The sequence below is a fragment of the Paenibacillus sp. JNUCC 34 genome, from assembly GCF_058269055.1.
Genome location: NZ_CM177770.1, coordinates 4,871,729 through 4,889,054, shown reverse-complemented (window position 1 = coordinate 4,889,054; position 17,326 = coordinate 4,871,729). Strand labels below are relative to the sequence as shown.

At 40.9% G+C, this 17,326-nt stretch carries 18 protein-coding genes; 15 read left to right on the top strand and 3 right to left on the bottom strand.

Annotation, left to right across the window (positions count from 1 at the left end):
• The first annotated feature begins 109 nt into the window (after positions 1–109).
• The 5 genes from AC2TF5_RS22880 (at position 110) to AC2TF5_RS22860 (ending at position 5,630) form a co-directional block, all read left to right on the top strand.
• A complete protein-coding gene (locus AC2TF5_RS22880) occupies positions 110–1,891 on the top strand; it encodes a flavocytochrome c (RefSeq protein ID WP_491299416.1) in 1,782 nt (593 codons plus the stop codon).
• A gap of 197 nt (positions 1,892–2,088) precedes the next feature.
• Positions 2,089–2,748, top strand: a complete 660-nt coding sequence (locus AC2TF5_RS22875) for an HAD family hydrolase (RefSeq protein ID WP_491302974.1) — start codon at positions 2,089–2,091, stop codon at positions 2,746–2,748.
• Positions 2,749–2,918: 170 nt separating this feature from the next.
• Positions 2,919–3,851: an AraC family transcriptional regulator gene (locus AC2TF5_RS22870; RefSeq protein ID WP_491299415.1), complete on the top strand. Its 933-nt coding sequence runs from the start codon at positions 2,919–2,921 to the stop codon at positions 3,849–3,851.
• A gap of 3 nt (positions 3,852–3,854) precedes the next feature.
• Positions 3,855–4,427 carry a GNAT family N-acetyltransferase gene (locus AC2TF5_RS22865; protein ID WP_491299414.1) on the top strand — a complete coding sequence of 191 codons (573 nt, stop codon included), beginning with the start codon at positions 3,855–3,857 and terminating at the stop codon, positions 4,425–4,427.
• Positions 4,428–4,511: 84 nt separating this feature from the next.
• The gene (locus AC2TF5_RS22860; RefSeq protein WP_491299413.1) at positions 4,512–5,630 is read left to right on the top strand and encodes an SGNH/GDSL hydrolase family protein; all 1,119 of its coding nucleotides are present in this window, start codon (positions 4,512–4,514) and stop codon (positions 5,628–5,630) included.
• Between the two features lie 66 nt (positions 5,631–5,696).
• Here AC2TF5_RS22860 and AC2TF5_RS22855 read toward each other — a convergent pair whose 3' ends face one another.
• The gene (locus tag AC2TF5_RS22855) at positions 5,697–6,674 is read right to left on the bottom strand and encodes an aldo/keto reductase (protein WP_491299412.1); all 978 of its coding nucleotides are present in this window, start codon (positions 6,672–6,674) and stop codon (positions 5,697–5,699) included.
• A 264-nt stretch (positions 6,675–6,938) separates the two neighbouring features.
• Positions 6,939–8,639 (bottom strand): DUF4127 family protein, encoded by a 1,701-nt coding sequence (locus AC2TF5_RS22850; RefSeq protein ID WP_491299411.1) that lies wholly within the window; start codon positions 8,637–8,639, stop codon positions 6,939–6,941.
• Between the two features lie 336 nt (positions 8,640–8,975).
• Here AC2TF5_RS22850 and AC2TF5_RS22845 point away from each other — a divergent pair, with 336 nt between their 5' ends.
• From AC2TF5_RS22845 to AC2TF5_RS22810, 8 genes are all read left to right on the top strand, one after another.
• On the top strand, positions 8,976–9,320 hold the full coding sequence (locus tag AC2TF5_RS22845; RefSeq protein ID WP_491299410.1) for a sigma factor-like helix-turn-helix DNA-binding protein: 345 nt from the start codon (positions 8,976–8,978) through the stop codon (positions 9,318–9,320).
• The gene (locus AC2TF5_RS22840; protein WP_491299409.1) at positions 9,272–9,490 is read left to right on the top strand and encodes a hypothetical protein; all 219 of its coding nucleotides are present in this window, start codon (positions 9,272–9,274) and stop codon (positions 9,488–9,490) included. The genes AC2TF5_RS22845 and AC2TF5_RS22840 overlap by 49 nt, the downstream gene beginning before the upstream one ends.
• A 264-nt stretch (positions 9,491–9,754) precedes the next feature.
• Positions 9,755–9,976, top strand: a complete 222-nt coding sequence (locus tag AC2TF5_RS22835; protein ID WP_491299408.1) for a hypothetical protein — start codon at positions 9,755–9,757, stop codon at positions 9,974–9,976.
• A gap of 127 nt (positions 9,977–10,103) precedes the next feature.
• The gene (locus AC2TF5_RS22830) at positions 10,104–11,465 is read left to right on the top strand and encodes a transcriptional regulator (protein WP_491299407.1); all 1,362 of its coding nucleotides are present in this window, start codon (positions 10,104–10,106) and stop codon (positions 11,463–11,465) included.
• The gene (locus tag AC2TF5_RS22825; protein WP_491299406.1) at positions 11,462–11,602 is read left to right on the top strand and encodes a hypothetical protein; all 141 of its coding nucleotides are present in this window, start codon (positions 11,462–11,464) and stop codon (positions 11,600–11,602) included. The genes AC2TF5_RS22830 and AC2TF5_RS22825 overlap by 4 nt, the downstream gene beginning before the upstream one ends.
• Before the next feature lie 183 nt (positions 11,603–11,785).
• Complete coding sequence (locus AC2TF5_RS22820; protein ID WP_491299405.1) at positions 11,786–11,965, top strand: aspartyl-phosphate phosphatase Spo0E family protein; 180 nt, start codon at positions 11,786–11,788, stop codon at positions 11,963–11,965.
• 303 nt (positions 11,966–12,268) lie between these two features.
• Positions 12,269–12,877, top strand: coding sequence for a TetR/AcrR family transcriptional regulator (locus AC2TF5_RS22815; protein ID WP_491299404.1), 609 nt, complete (start codon positions 12,269–12,271; stop codon positions 12,875–12,877).
• Positions 12,874–13,956 carry a saccharopine dehydrogenase NADP-binding domain-containing protein gene (locus AC2TF5_RS22810; RefSeq protein ID WP_491299403.1) on the top strand — a complete coding sequence of 361 codons (1,083 nt, stop codon included), beginning with the start codon at positions 12,874–12,876 and terminating at the stop codon, positions 13,954–13,956. The genes AC2TF5_RS22815 and AC2TF5_RS22810 overlap by 4 nt, the downstream gene beginning before the upstream one ends.
• Positions 13,957–14,068: 112 nt before the next feature.
• Here AC2TF5_RS22810 and AC2TF5_RS22805 read toward each other — a convergent pair whose 3' ends face one another.
• Complete coding sequence (locus tag AC2TF5_RS22805) at positions 14,069–15,598, bottom strand: serine hydrolase domain-containing protein (protein WP_491299402.1); 1,530 nt, start codon at positions 15,596–15,598, stop codon at positions 14,069–14,071.
• Between the two features lie 134 nt (positions 15,599–15,732).
• Between AC2TF5_RS22805 and AC2TF5_RS22800 the strand changes: the two genes are divergently transcribed.
• Both AC2TF5_RS22800 and AC2TF5_RS22795 read left to right on the top strand, forming a co-directional pair.
• Positions 15,733–16,638, top strand: a complete 906-nt coding sequence (locus AC2TF5_RS22800; protein WP_491299401.1) for an AraC family transcriptional regulator — start codon at positions 15,733–15,735, stop codon at positions 16,636–16,638.
• A 189-nt stretch (positions 16,639–16,827) separates the two neighbouring features.
• Positions 16,828–17,286 carry a MarR family winged helix-turn-helix transcriptional regulator gene (locus AC2TF5_RS22795; RefSeq protein ID WP_491299400.1) on the top strand — a complete coding sequence of 153 codons (459 nt, stop codon included), beginning with the start codon at positions 16,828–16,830 and terminating at the stop codon, positions 17,284–17,286.
• Positions 17,287–17,326: the final 40 nt, after the last annotated feature.

Genomic DNA, 17,326 nt, shown 5'->3' with positions numbered 1-17,326 from the left:
AAAATCCAAAATGTGCAAATACTTTTGGAGATGCATAGCCTATAATACACATTGTACATTTTTTCACAATGTCAAAAATACTAGTACAATCAGTATCAGGGGAGGAACTATGAGAAAACACACAGGTAGAGTATTGTCCATTATTATGGTGCTGGCACTTGTATTTACGATGGCCGCTTGCGGCTCGAAAGACAACGCAAAGGAAGCATCGAATGGTACGACGACGGCCATTGGGGTAGGTAGCGGTAAGCACGGTGACATTAAAGTTGAGGTAACCTTTTCGGGTGAGAAAATTATGGATGTGAAGGTTCTGGAGCAGAAGGAAAATGAAGTTCTATCGGAGCCTGTATATACCAACTTGAAGGAAAATGTCATGCAGGCAAATAGTGCAGATGTAGATGTTATTAGCGGATCTAGTGAGACGAGCAAGGGGTATTTGGATGCAATTCAGGATGCGATTGCTAAATCGGGAATTGCGCTGGTGGCAGGCAGTGGAACAGCTGATGCGAAACAGACCGAAGAGTCGGAGCAAACATACGATGTCGTCGTGATCGGCGCGGGTGGTGCCGGCTTTAGTGCAGCGTTTGAAGCAGCAGAAGCCGGAAAAAGCGTAGTTATTCTGGAGAAGATGCCGACCGTTGGCGGTAACACATTGATCTCCGGTGGGGAGATGAATGCTCCTGACAACTGGGTTCAGCATGAACTTGGCATTACCGATGATAGCCCAGAATTATATTATGAGGATACGATGAAGGGTGGCGACAATCTAGGTCAGCCGGAAATCGTGAAGATTTTGTCCGAGCAAGCACTGGGTTCAGCCGAATGGTTACGTGACGAGGTAAAAGTGGAGTTTTTATCCGATCACCTCTTCCAGTTCGGGGGACATTCCCGCAAGCGTGCACTTATTCCTGTCGGCCATACAGGAGCGGAATTGATTACGAAGTTCAAGACCAAGGCCGAAGAACTTGGAGTTAAGATCAAGACGAACATGAAAGCTGAGAAACTACTAACGGATGAGAGCGGTAAAGTAGTTGGCGTTGAAGCGAGTACAAATGGTCAAAAGGTGACCTTCAATGCGAACAAAGGCGTTATCATAGCGACCGGTGGATTTGGCTCTAATGTTGAGATGCGTAAGAAATATAATCCTGAGTTGGATGAGAGCTATATGTCTACGGACACGCCAGGGACGACGGGTGACGGGATTGTTATGGCTCAAGCCATTAACGCAGATATTACGAATATGGAGAATATTCAAACCTATCCGATCTGTGACCCTGTTACAGGTGTAATCTCACTTGTGGCCGATTCTCGGTTTGATGGTGCGATACTGATTAACCAAGGGGGAACACGGTTTGTAGAGGAATTGGAACGACGCGATGTCATATCTAAGGCTATTCTAGCACAAGAAGGGCGTTACGCTTACCAATTCTGGAATCAGGAAATCGCCGATATCGGCAAGACGATCGAAGTGCACCAAGATGAGTATGATCAATTAGTTAAAGAGGGAATGCTCTATAAGGCTGACACGATTGAAGATGCGGCTAATTTCTTCAAGGTAGATGTAGAAACATTGAAAGAGACTATAAGCAAAGTCAACGAGTATGCGAAGACAGGCAAGGATCTTGATTTCAACCATCGTGGCGGTTTGGTATCGCTGGAAAAAGGCCCGTATTATATTCAAAAAGCGGTTCCGTCGGTCCATCATACAATGGGTGGATTGGTCATTGATACGAAAGCACGTGTTCTGTCGACAGAAGGCACGGTTATTCCGGGACTGTACGCTGCTGGAGAAGTGACAGGCGTTGTTCATGGTGCAAACCGTCTGGGCGGAAATGCCATTTCTGATATTATTACTTTCGGCCGGATTGCTGGTCAGGAAGTCGCAAAGTAGATGTACTTATAAAAAGATTCATATGAAGTGCTAGAAGCTATTTCTTAAATGGCGGCTAGCACTTCTTTTTCTTTATACCATGATCCAAGTGCTGGAGAGAATTCATTACAAGTCAAAAGTCATTCAGGAAGCATTGGAATTCAATAAAAGAATGCTATGATATTGATATAACAGCTATCAAGGAGGATACATACATGATAAAAGCAATCGTCTTTGACTTTGATGGATTGATCATCGATACGGAAACCGTGTGGTACAATGCGTTTAAAGATGTGCTTCGAGACTATGACTTGGATTTTCCGATGGAGGTATTTGCGAAATGTGTAGGTACGCATGATAGAGCAATTCATGAATTCATTGAAGAGAAGTTGGGTCTGGAAAGCATCGAAACGATTATAAATTTAGCGAAGGAAAAGCACAGATCCAAGGTGGATCTGCTGGAAATCAGAGAAGGTGTGAAGGACTACTTGTCAGCAGCGAAGGAGATGGGGCTCAAAATAGGCCTGGCTTCAAGCTCCAACCGGGAGTGGGTTGAAGGGTTCCTGACAAAACTTCAGATCATAGACTTCTTTGATACGATCAAGACGGGAGACGAAGTCGAAAAAGTGAAGCCAGACCCAACGCTGTACATAAACGCGCTTGAGGCTTTGAATGTTAAAGGTAGCGAAGCTGTAGCTTTTGAGGATTCGGCCAACGGGGCAAAAGCCGCAGTTGCAGCGGGCATGAAATGTGTTATCGTGCCTAATGAGGTGACCAAGGAGATTAGCTTCGAGAAATATCATTTAAGAATTAATTCTATGGGTGACATGAGTTTAGCCGAGGTTATTAAACATATAGATAACGATGCAGCTATGTAGTGGAAATCAAATAACACGAGCCAGTAATAATACGGATCATTTAGAGAAAGCGCCAATTATCGGCGCTTTTTCTTTTGGCTCAAAGCTATATCATATTCCATAATATTACTGTCTTAAAGTATAATTCAAATAAAGATACACCAGAAAATCCCGTAAAGGAAACATCTTAAATGAACAACGAATACGTCAAAAGAATGAATGCAGTCATTCAGTACATCAAGGACAATAGTTCTGAACGAATTACGTTGAAGGAGCTTGCGGAACATTCTAATTTTTCGAAGTTTCATTTTAGCCGAATATTTACGTCGATTGTGGGCGTAACCCCCATCGCATATGTGAATCAGGTTCGCCTGCACAATTCGGTGCAGTACTTAACAGATACGGATCGGACGATACTGGACATATCACAACTTTGTGGGTTTGAGTCGGTAACAACATTTAACACGGCATTTAAGAAATTTTTTAATCAGACGCCGAGCGAAGTTAGAGCAAGCAGGAGCAATAATAGCAATATTTCATTAATAGTTAGCAAAAATGAGAAAGAGTTATTCCATCCTCTGAATTACGATGAACACAGAAAAATAAGTCATTTTCTGAGGAGGATATGGGATATGAACGTTACGATTAAGGAGCTTCCTGCATACGAGGTTGCATATGTCAGACATATCGGCAGCTATTTAGACACCCATCTGGCATGGAGTGTATTAGGAAAGTGGGCCAATGAGCATCAGCTTACCCCAATGAGTCAGTATTTTATCGGTATTTCGCTAGATGATCCTGCCACGGTGGAAGAATCCGAGTGCAGGTATGATGCTTGTATCACGCTGCCAGAGGATTTTGTTAAAAAGAATATAGATGTGGTTCAGTTTAAGACGCTGAGCGGCGGAACGTATGCCTTATATAACTTCTACGATACGGTCGACAAGCTGGCTATCACGTACCAAAGCTTGTTTGATCAGTGGCTGCCGAACAGCGAGTATGACTCTGACGATAGACCATGCCTTGAGTTTTGTATGAATGATCCTGCGAACGATAAGGAAGGGAAATGTAAGGTTGAACTTTACATCCCTATTAAGAAGAGAATCTTGGCAGAGAGGGGATAATCCATGAATATCGAGGCCGTGTTCGGGCAATTTCCTGTGATACAATCAGACTCGCTTATTTTGAAAAAGATTAATGAGAGCCATCTGGAAGAGGTATATGCTATTTACAGCAATGACAAAGTGTTTGAGTACTGCGGCATTATTCCTAAACATAACAAAAACACCGTGAAGTCGATGATCGGACATTTTGAAAGGGATTATAACAAGAGAACGAGGGTTAAATGGGGTATATTCAGCAATCAAAAACCTGAGCGGCTGGTTGGCATTATTGAAGCTTCTGACTTTAATCAAAAAGTGAATATGGTGACCATCGGTTACTTTTTGGCGGAGTGTAATTGGGGACAAGGGATAGCTACGAACGCAGTTGCGATGCTGCTTCGGTATTTGTTCGAAGAGGTACAGGTCAATCGGATTCACGCTGAGGTGATGCCGCCCAATGAAGCTTCTAAAGAGGTATTGCTAAAGAACGGATTCACGAAAGAGGGCATGTTAAGACAAGCTTCCTTATGGTCAGGAAAAGGAATTGTTGATCTGGAGATTTACAGTATTTTGAAACAAGAGTATGAAGAGAAGTAATAGTAGATTCTTGTTTACAATTGATGGAGATACGATTAGACTGGGGATGCCAAAACATACCTATCCATTTGGAGGCGAAATGTAATGGAGAAGCACAATCGGGAAGAAGTATCCCCACATCAATTAGATCAAAATATGAAGGTCCAGAACGTTGTGACAGATGAACTGACGTGGCATTCTCCGCTCGATGAACCATTCCGGGTATCCGGTCTTGCCTGGTTTGAAAGCAATCGACTCTACCGGAGACTTCCGGCAGTACCTGATTATCCGATACCGTCTGCTGTCGATATTTTAGCTAACTGTACGTCAGGTGGGCAGATCCGGTTCCGTACCAATTCACGATACATATCCGTACGCGTCCGTTTGACAGCGGGATCTGGCATGTATCATATGCCCCCGACTGGGGAATGTGGTGTAGACGCTTACACAGGCGGGCTGGGTAACTGGTTATTCGCGGGTACTGCGAATTTCACGGCTGGCCAACTGGAATATGAGAGTCGGCTATTCGTTAATAATAGCAGGGAATGGCGCTCATATATGCTGAATTTGCCGCTCTATCAAGGGGTAAAAGAGATGTGGATCGGTCTTGATTCAGAAGCGGAAATCTCTTCACCGGAATCCTATGATTCGGACAAAAGAATTATCTTTTACGGTACCTCGATTACACAAGGTGGATGCGCGGCACGTCCAGGCATGTCCTATACGAATATTTTGAGCCGAAGAATCAACAGAGAATTCATTAATCTAGGCTTTTCCGGAAACGGGAAGGGAGAGCCTGAGCTTGCACATCTCATAGCGCAGATTGATAATCCAGCCTGTCTGGTCATTGATTATGAAGCGAATTCCTGTGGCACGGAACAGTACAAAAAAACGCTGCCTGCATTTATCCGAATTTACCGTGAAGCTCATCCGGATGTACCGATTATTCTCGTCTCAAGATTTCCATACGGTGCAGAAAAGTTTAAGCCGGAGCTTGTTCAGGAGCGGCTGGAGCGAAGGGATTTCCAAGCTGATCTGATACAGAGTCTGACGGATGCGGGTGACCACAGAGTTACCTTTATTGATGGAACCAACATGTTGGGTAGCCATCCGGGTGAGGCCACGGTAGATGGCGTTCATCCGACTGACCTCGGCTTCATGATGATGGCCGATTACCTAGAATCGATCTTCAAGCAGGTTCTTGCGATCGCTGATCAAACATAAAAATAAAAAGATGACTTCTGACGAGCGATCCAGAAGTCATCTTTTTGCATTTGTGAAGCTATTTATCTATTCTAACCGATACGTTGCAAACGGCTTTCCGTGAACAAACGGATCACTTACCTCATCCAATTTCTTGCCAAGCTCCAGATCGATATGAATATCGAGGCTTTGCATATTACTTTCCAGTTGTTCGATACGAGTAGCGCCCACGATAACCGTGGAAACGGCGGGGCGGTTCATGAGCCAAGCTAGCGAAAGGGCGCTTGGAGTATGGCCGTTCTCTTCAGCTAGACGGCTTACCTGCTCTCCGAGCTGGATGTTCTTATCTTCCAGGAACCGGTTGAAGTTCGGGTCGGTATCCGCCCGGGAACCGGACGGGACTTCTCCGCTGCTGCTGTTATATTTCCCGGTCAGAATCCCGCCCGCCAGCGGGAAATACGGAATAATGCCGACACCCTGATCCAAGCATAATGGAACAAGCTCAAGTTCTGGCGTACGGTCCGCTAGTGAGTAGCTGGTCTGGGTGGAGGTGTAGCGGATATAACCATTCCGTTCGCTGATCCCGATCGCTTTCATGATTTCCCATGCAGCATAATTCGAGGCACCAATATACCGTGCTTTTCCAGAAGAGACCATGTCATCGAGCGTTCGTAGTGTTTCTTCTAGCGGTGTGTTCGGATCGAATGTATGGATTTGATACAGGTCTACATAATCGGTTTTTAACCGACGTAAGCTGTGCTCCAGCTCATGCATAAGATGGTAGCGCGATGAGCCCCGTTCGTTCGGTCCATCCGCTCTTACAAGTCCGGCCTTTGTTGCCAATACCGCGTTATGGCGTCTGCCAGCCAGCGCTTCCCCAATGATCCGCTCCGATTCGGTATTAGCGTAAATGTTGGCCGTATCGATGAAATTAATGCCTTGATCCAGCGCGTGCTGGAGAATACGGGTGGACGTTTCCTGGTCAGCCCGTTTGCCAAAAGCGTTAGTTCCGAGCCCCAATTGAGAGACTTGGAGTCCACTCTGCCCAAGACGGCGATATTGCATAATATCCGCTCCTTTAGTGAGAGTGATACCAGACTGATAGAACCAACGCTCCGTCCCTGTTTACCACTTGGATTATAGGTTATCTGAACGAAGGGGGACTAAGAGTCTGTTATCCTTAGATAACCCCAGTATAACCAATCTGCCCACGCTGGTCCAAGCTTCGGCGGACTATGCGAATGATCTATTTCGATACCGTCGAAATAGATCACATCGCCCAAGTCATCCAGAGCGTAGTGCGGCGTACCATGACGTCGGTTGACCATATCAGGACAATGTAACGTCAGGGTTCACCGTAATCTCGAAAGCCCGATGCCAGATATAGTTCGGGTTCTCAAATGCGGTCGAGGCACTGGCATATTCCGCGTAAGACCATGTCCCCCCGCAGATTTGGCGGATACTGCATGAAGCAGGAGACTGGCCGATTTGGAAGGTTTTTTTGGCGGCAAGGGTGCCCGTATGAGTCTGCATTCGATCCTGTAAGACGTTAAGTACATAATTATAATCGCTCTCTGAATTGAAGAGCAGAAAATTCGCATCAGAATATGGAATGTTCGTATATAGAGTATTAGCTCTGGAATACTGCCGAATCTCTCCAATGGTCAACGTCTTATAATAGTAGTCTTTCAAGAAACGCTTGAACAAAAGTGAACCGTGTGCGTTTACCGCCGCATCAAGGGCTGCGGATTGTGTCTCTGTGATTAGATACGCATACCGGGCTTGACCCATCCCGATCGCAATTCCGATTTTATTGCCGGCTGTATTCCAACCGCTGTATCCGAGTATTTGTCCTGTGGATGGACTGCTGAGCAGCGCCTCTGTAACAGCGGAGTTGGCGGCACCTCCGGCGACGAAATCAATGACGACAGTCAGAACACGGTTCGAGGCATTGGATTCAATTCGACTTACCGCACTGGATACCTGATTCACGTCTGTTACAGCAATGATCTCTACATCAGGGCAATCACTAATAAGCTGGCCGCCTACAATATCCACGTGATGACTGATATTTTCATGCACACTCATATATTCGTAAGGGTTAATGATTGTGGAACCATGAGGTCCGAAGTATTGCACTGTATATCTCGGTTTAGCTTCTACGTTTAATAGATGGTTGGCCATACGGGCCATGAGTGAATGGCCTAGGCCGTCCGCGTCAGGAAGAATGATAGCACGGTCAGGATTTTGTCCGTCCGATCCCCCAAGACAAGCTGTAATATACCCCTCGACAAAGGTGATCTCGTTGGCCTGAACGCCTTGCGTAGAGGAGTCATCGACACCAATCGCAAGAAAATCGATATAACCTAATCGAACAAGCTTATCCAGGATGTAATAGTTCGATTTGAATTTGTGGCGACGAGCTTCATAATAATGTTCTTTGTTGAAGGTGGTTGTGCTTTCGTATGGAGTGCCGTCCGGTTTTATGTCATAGCCGTTCAAAATTCCGTTGAAATCACATACTTCTTTACGCGGTTGTTTCATGAAAGCGCGAGATTCATCATAAGCGTTCTGGAATACACTTTCAACATAAGTGGTTGTAGCCAGACGCATAATAGTATCCAGAACATAGACCGGTTTACTCGGACAGGATTCCTTAACCAGACGAATAGCATCCAATAAATTGGTTGTGGCAGGATCGTAGTTGGGATAACTTCCGCTCCCGCTGCTCCGCAGCCGTCTACTTCCGATTAATCCTCCGTAAGCAAGCATGTCGGCCGAAATAATGAAGCCATCAACAGAGTCTGCGTGATCAAGAATGAATTGGCGGATGTTCGGCATGTTTCCAAAGGTTGGTGAAGAAGTGCTCTCCAGAATGGAGCCTGATGCTGTTTTTTGTGAATCTAAACGGTTCGTAATATCGCTAATGCATGGCGTAATAACCTCGATTCCAGCGGATTTCCCTTGGACAATAACATCATCCAGATTTACCGGACGATCATCTAATGGCACATACAGTACTTTTTTCATAAAAACATCTCCCTTTATCATTTATTGATAGGCCACTTGCAAAAGGGAAGTGAAGAAATCAAAATGAACCTCTTCCCAAGTTCATTTAATATTTCTTTATTGCGGGTGCCTTCACCTATATAGGTAATTCATATATACAAATTACAACCGTTAGGATGAATTTTTTTAAAATCAGTAATTCCTGTGGAAATTTAATAGAAAATAGTGGTATATTATTAATGAATAAGAACTAGCGTTCTCATTTTATTGTGGTTAGTCTAATAAGATTGAATTAACCGAAATAGAAACTTCAACGGAGAAGGCGGAATTATCCTGAAGAAACGAGGTGATTGTACAGTGGATAAACAGCAGACAGCCTACGAACGTCTTAAGGTCCAGGTTGACCGTATTGGCTGGAGAATTCAATATCGTGCCAAAACGATTAAAAAACGAGAACATTCCTTCTACGATTTAGAATATATGCGAACGGATGTCTCTTTTACAGATGGCTCCGAGAATCGAATGATGATTGAACAACTCATCAATACGCTGCCTCCTCAAGGCAAGCTTATTATTTATAAACTTTATATACAAGATCAGACGGAATCCGAAGTCGCCCATCAATTAAATATGAGCCAACAGGCGGTGAATAAATGGAAACGAAAAATGATAGAGCAGTTGTCCCAGACAGTGAGCTCCTAGCATTGGTGAGTGCTGTACAACAAGATGATCCGGAAGCGATGGTGCAGCTGATAGATTTGTTCAAAGATGACATTGTTCGGGCAAGTCAATACATTCAATTGCCCCAAGAGGATGCCGTATCGGAGATTGTAGTGGAGCTTCTGGAATATATCAAGAACAGTATAGAATAACCTAACCATAGATTCTTCCAACTTTGGATGTTTTGTTATGGCTTTGATTTGACTCGACCCGTTTCTTATAAATCAGACATGATTGAGGAATACATAGAGCTTTTGCCCGTGTAATGTGGGAGAGGCTCTTTTTTTAATTTTTTTGACTAAACATAATTAAGACTCCATTTTAGTTGATGAAATTACGATAAAAGATATAGAAGGAAGTGTCGTTTAAAAGCTGGAATAATAGAATAACTTAGATAATGCGAGGAGACCATTAGTATGAATGAAATTGAGGAAGTTGAGTTGCTTAGAGGGAGACCACGCAAATATAAGAAACGGAAACGAAAAAAATTAGAATATGGAATGGAAGTAGAATCGAATTTCAACTGGAAATTAGTAATTTATGCTGTTTTTTCTTTAATAATTTGTTTTTTAATTTTTTGGTTAGTTACATCTACATCTGTATTAGATAGTTTTAAAAAGTTGTTTATTTTAGGGTGAGTAAATTTAACCTCATTAAGAATTAATTGACATGTGTAAAAATCATCTATAGTATTACTTATATTGGAACGATATCCTAAATTGTGGATGTTGCGAGTGTTAATGTTTTATTTGGAGGTTGTTTGATTTGATACATACAACCACGATACGATCAGAACTGGAAAGCTACCTGAATAGGTCCGGGTTAACGATTAATCAATTTGCAGAGTTATCTAAGGTTAACTCCGGGACGATCAGTACGATAATCAAGGGAACCAGACCGATTGCCATGCAGCAGCTAGACCGGATTGTACTAGCTATGGGACTTCCCGAAGGTAGCTTCTATGAATTATATGTAGATGAATGCTTTGTTCAAACCCCTAATTGGCGGCGTTTGCGACCATTCTTATACCGCTGTGCAGAATTGGACAAGCTGGAATGTATTCAGCGAGTCGTTCACCTCATGATGGATAACCTCTCTTACATACCTGCGCTTTTCGATACAGCTGAGGATTTCTTCAACCAGGGCAAGCTTGGAGCAGCGGCTATTATTTATGAGAGTATTATCGAAAACGAGAAATATCAGCATTCCGAGCGGCTAGCCCTTTGTCACTATCGATTATTCACAATCTCATTAAATCATGATCAGGAGAAGAATTTAAGGGCAGCTACCAAGTTTGAAGGTTTTGTTGAGCGACTGGATGTTATAGACCAGCTTGATGCGCTAAAGGATTTACTTAATATGTACTTTTCTCTTAGGCAATGGGAGAAAGTGGATCAAATGGCCGCTATGATGGGGAAGAAGGCATTAATCCAATACAATTATAAGTATGAAATGGCAAGAAGGAGCGATCAGCATCGAGAGCCTAAACGTCCGTTGTTTCTTTATATCGTATATTCTCACTTAATGCGTTCGGCTGTCTGTGATGAACACGGCGATTATGAACAGGCTTTGAAGTATGTTACATTGTATTCCGATATGAGCTGGGTGAGAGAGGACACGGAAGAGGCTCAGCAGTTGATAGAGAAGTTCAAAATGTGGGCTACGGCGAACACTTACTTATATCATCTTATGATGGGAAAGATTGAAGTCCTTCAGGAATATGTAGCGTTTATTGAATCAGAAGAAAATGAAATTATTCATGCAGTAACTAGAATTCTTCAAGCAGCAAATCGTTTTGATTTTAATATAGACGATATATTGCAGAAGTTTGAATTACAAATTACTATGTATATCGATAAAAAAACAAAAACAAGGGCCATCACTCATCAAGTGGAAGCAGATCGGTATACATTTCTCTTAACTGAACTGGCGTCTTATTATTTAAGCAAAGAGAAATATGAGGATGGTATAAAGTGTGTACTGATTGGGTTGGAATCAGCTATAGAAATTCATAATGATGATGCGATCCTCAAGTATGTAAGACTGTTTGAGCTGTTCCGACATGCGGCATCCAAAGAATCACAACATAGATACCATAATTTAATTAGTGAGGTGCAAAAGAAATGAAAAGAAAAATTGTTGTACTGTTGGCTACTGCGCTTGTAGTTATGTCGATTGCGATTCCTGTAAGTGCTTCTCCTATAAGTACTTTTCCTGCAAAGCCTCCTATCCAGACATTTAATCATGGCGCTGGAGATTGTTAATTTTCTTACCAGACAAATGTTCAAAATAATATTAAATTATTTTCCAGCCGAAACCGGCTGGTCTTTTTTGTTTCCAAACAATGATAGGTCATATTCATATTCATCTATTAGATAATGCAATACATCTATTAATCTATATTTTTACATTATATCCTAAAATATTACATAAGGAGGTGGCGACCCATGATAGATGCCGAAGTCATGCGACAGCGAATAGAGGAGTCTAGACAATTGCTGTATCAAATGGGAATGCAGTATGGTTTGCGGCACCCCAAAGTGCTTAAACAATCTATGCATCTTGACGAACTAATTAATCGATATAACAGGGTTAAATATAGAGAAGGCATGAAGCCTATTGCTTAAAACAAACAAATCTATAACGCGGGGTTCGAATATCTGATTTAACCTTCGGGCCTTTTTCATAAATGTTCATATTTATATGGCTCAAACATCGCCCCGACTAATGATAGTATCCCCTTCAAGCAACACTCGTAAAAAGCCTTATGTAATCATGAGGATCGAGTAAACTTGGAGGGGATATTTTTATGGATAGAAAGGGACATATATTTCAATTGACTACGACCTCCACCAAATGAACCTTGACAAAATTATACAACAAACATATAGTTTACTAAACGGTTAGTTAATTAATTGGAGGCAATATTTATGGCTAGAAAAATTGATGCAAATAAAGTTGCAAGCATGAAAAAAGAGATAATTGATATTTCAATAACTCTTATAATGGAAAAAGGATTTTCGAAATTCACACTTTCATCCGTTGCTAAAGAGCTTGGAATAACAAAAGCTGCTCTTTATTGGTACTTTTCCACAAAAGAAGATTTGATTAAATCCATTGTAGAAAATGTTAGAAATTCTCAATTAAATATGATTCAAGAACTAGAAAAAAGTGAATTGAGTGCTAAAGAGAAGTTATATCAAATACTAAATGTCACCGGTAAAGATAATAAATCATGCGTCCTATCAATTAAAACGTTGTTAGAATTTTATTCAGAGGAAAACGATATAACAATGGAAATTCAAGCAGGATATAAAATGTATAAACAAGTTCTTTCAGGTATTCTACTAGAGGGAAAAAATAATGGTGAATTTAAAAATACTGTCTCAGAAGAGGAAATGGCTAAATTTATTATTTCTACCTTAGATGGTTTTGCAATGCATAATCTAATTTTGGAGGAAGAATATGAACCTTTATCAACTCATTCCTTTTCATTCATCATAGAATCTATCCTAGAACCTAAAAAGGATGCTATATGAAAAAAGATATATTGATAGTAGGTGGTTATGGCGATGTTGGGAAATATGTTGTCAAAGAATTAATCGAACTTACTGTTACAAATATAGTCATTGGGGGAAGAAACAAAAAAAGAGCTGTACAATTCATTAATAAAAATAAATTACCTATAACATTTCTTGAAATAGATATATATAATTCCTCAACTTATAAAGATAAATTGAATGATATTAGAGTTGTAATCATGTGTTTAAGTCCTAAAAATATTGATTTTGCTAAATATTGCATGAATAATAACATTCATTATATTGATATATCACCATCAAATCATATTGTTAAGGATTTAATTGATTATAACTTGGATTTCCAAAAAAATAAGACAACTTGTATTTTAGGGGTAGGAATAACTCCAGGATTATCTACTTTACTTGCTAAAGAAATTTCTAAGGATATAGATAGTCCTGTTCAAACTAACGTTTCATTAATGCTCGGATTAGGAGAAGAGCATGGTAGTGATGGGGTTAAATGGTTGTTAGAAAATTTAGAGCATAATTTCAAATGGAGTAGAAAAAGTGTACTCAATTCTATAACCCCATTTATGAGTAGAATGATAACTAATTTCCCTCATCCAATAGGAAAACGTTCAGCTTTTGTTTTTAATTTATCTGACCAACAAATTATTACAGAAACTTTATTACATGACAACGTCTCTACTTACCTTTGCTACAACTCGAGAGTTTTCACATGGTTGGTATATTTTTTGAAAAAAGCAAGAATATTTCAACTTTTGAAATTCCCTATTTTCTGTAAATTCTTATTTAAACTCACAACTTTTATCTTAAAAACAACAAAAATGTTTTACTCTGATAAATATGCTATAGAAGTTGAAGTATTAAGCACTAACTCTGGTAATATGACATATAAAAACGGAAGTATCTTAGGAAGAAATAATGCAGACCTTACAGGGAAGATTATTGCTTATACTGCATTTCAAGTGATAAGTGGGTTAGATAGGTATGGAGTATATTACCTAAGCGAACTATTCGATTTGAAAGAGATAGAAGAGAAATATGGCAATCTCTTTACCATCAAAATTAATTAATAACTGACCTTGATTAAATATTATTTGAACATTCCCAATTTGTTTGGTACAACAGACAACGGGGGCGTCCCAGGTCAATGGACCTTTTGGGACAGCCCCTTTAGATCAATAATTAGTTAAACTCCCTGTGGTAAACTGTTTCAACTTTAGGAAAATCATTTTTCTTGGTAAAACTGAGCAATAATCCATAAATATAATAGATGCTGCTTACGATTATGACAGTATAAAGGGACACTGTTATGGTCGTTGGGCCCCATACTTTTATAAATGACCAAGGCAAGCCATCAAGAAGATACGGTAACATGATCATGATTGTCATTATGGCTGCCACGATCAAAGTATGTAGGAGGAGGAAGAGAGTCCTCTTGACGTTCAACGAATTCCACATGCGCTGCTTTTTAGCAAGCCTCCGCAGGAGTCTCACAGCTAAAAGGGCAAACAATGCACCGAAACAGCCGACGACGATACATGCAATGGTCACGATCTGATCCATCTTTTGGTAGATAGAGGTATGCTGAATGTTGACGTCATTTCCTTCCCAAAGATCCATTACGCCTTGACCAATAGCTGTCGTAAATGTCGTATTCATATTGGATAAAATCGCTACGCCCACCTGTTCGTTAGGCTGCATGATGAAATATGAGCTAAAATTCGGATTCGCTCCTTCATGAGATATGTATGGTTTATCTTTTTTCATCTGGACTACCCAGCCGCTCGCATAGTAGGAATCTTGCTCAAAAGGCTCTACGGATTGATCCGGGATATGTGATGCTTGTACGATCCGTTTGTCGATCGCATTGCTCGGATCATCCCCTAACTGAAGATTCATCCATTTAGCTATATCATTCGTATTGCTGATTAGATACCCAGCCGGTATATTTCCTCGATAAATGGGCGCTTCGTAAGCCTGAGCTTTCATAAATCCTATTTTATAGCCCGTTGCCACTTCAGCGGACTGTACCTGATGTCGTCCAACGAATGAATCTTTCATTCCGATTGGCTCTAAAATCTGCTGTTTCATATATTGATCATAAGGCTTCTTCGTTACCGCCTCTATAACGAGACCCAGTACATCGTAATTGATTGTTGCGTATTCCATAGAACTTCCTGGTTTGCGATTTAACTCCTGACCCAACAATGTCCTGACGGTTAGTTCAAGGGCGTTATCTGCATTGCTCTCCGGAATATGCGCGATCGAATTGAAAGCGATTCCGCTCGTGTGATAAAGAAGCTGGTTGAGCGTAATAGTTTGCGGTTCCCCATTGTAGTTCAGTTTCAACCAAGGGATGTACTTCTGGACATCATCCGTTCGGTTTAACAATCCTTCCTTTTCCAATTGCAAAATAGCTAAAGCTGTAAATGCCTTTGATGTTGATCCGATTTCAAACCGCGTATCAGCAGTTACTGGTTGTTTCGTTTTAAGATCTGCATATCCAAAACCTTGCTGATACATCGTCTTCCCCTTCTCCACAATGACGACTGAGATCCCTGGAATTTCACTGATATTTCGTTGTTCTTCAACAAATTTCTCAATTTTCTGTATTTTGTTGCTTGACTCGGCATGGGCTGGAATTGGTGACAAACCACTAATCGCCATAATCATAGCTATCAACATCATTCCTATTTTTACGGATGTTTTCATATCTGATGCCCCTCTATTTCTTGTTAGTTTTTGGCTTTCAAATTATCTCAATGTAGTACATAATCAAATTATAAACATTTTGAAACTCCGCAAGTGACATTTCTTGCTCTTTTGTTAAGGAGAACAATCAGCCAATGAAAAGCGATCAATACCTAACAAACAGATTGTCGGAGATCATTAATTGGATAGAGGCAAATATTCGATTAGAAATTACTCTTGACGACATTGCTTCTAATGCATACCTTAGCAAGTTTTACTTGCATCGAGTATTCAAACAAGCAACGGGTTTAAGCTTATTGGAATATGTCAGATCCAGAAAATTAGCTTTAAGTCTGCTTGATTTAATTCATACCAACCTTAGAATTTCTGACATTGCTCAAGAATATGGGTTCGGCCATCATCAGTCTTATATTCGTGCATTCATACGCGAGTTTGGTATGACACCAACAGAGTTCCGTAATGGAATGGAACCTGTGAAAGTGGTTGAACGTTTCAATATAAAGGATTGCTATCAAGTGGATGACGGGTTAGTTTTTAAACCAACACATGTAGTGCTGCCGACGTTTTTTGTTGCTGGTTTTAGAAAAACTGTTTACATAAACGATAATATTGAAAACCAAACTTCAAATGATTACGCGAGGACGTTTTATTACGAAGAAAGACATAGCATAAAAAACGCAATTGACCCCGACACGTATATTGGTTTAACTTGGGTGTCTATGAGCAATAGCGACTTCACGTATTATACGCCTTCTATTCGTGTTAAAGAAGGACACCCAGTTCCAGAGGGGATGCTTGTCGAGAGGATTCCGGCCAATAAGTATGTAGTATTTAAGTATATAGGGAATCACCACCCGAACGAAATATCGAGTAAGACATTAAAGACTATATGGGAATATATCTATGACCGTTGGATGAAGGAAAATAATCATTTGAATACCTATAGTTTTGAACGGATAAATCCATTAGAAGCAGAGGATTACTGTGAGATGGAATTGTTCTTTCCAGAACATATACCCTCTACCGTAGTGCTAGAATGAAAGATACGCGCGATAACAGAACATACGAGGGTAGCATGTAGTTCTTTAATTAAGTTACTGAGATTTATCTAAGCACTAAGAAAATACTTTATTTTCTTTCAACAATTTCATTTGAACCCTTGTCATTTCCCGAAACTTATTCTATTATATGTTAGACAGCTTAACAATAAAGGTGGTTTATGATTTAAGATGAGTAAAATAAATGATGCACTTGTAAGTTGTGTTAAAGAAATGAATGAAGCCGAGTATTTGATTAACGCGCTGCTGCTGCACGAATATCGATCGCTGTTAGACGATGAGATTACAACCAAACAGGCATTGTTGCTGGAATTGATTCATAAACATCAGAGAATGACCGTCCGGGAAATTGCGGATCAGATGGAGGTGTCCTCTAGTGCGGTAAGCCAGATTGTTGGCAAGCTGGAGAAGATGGGGTACGTGAAGCGGGAGATTAATCTCCAAAATCGGCGTGAAATTATTGTGCAGATAGGACCGCAAGGAGTCACCTATTTTGCCAAGCAGGATAAGGTGGAGAGAGAGATTATTGAACGGTTTTATGCGAAAATGGAGTTTGAAGAGGTGCAGCAGCTCCTGAAATTAACACTTAAGTTAAAGGAAATTGTGGAGCAGGAATTAAGCAGATCTTAGGTCGACCGCCGACATGCAACGCCCCACCGCACGCTGGGGC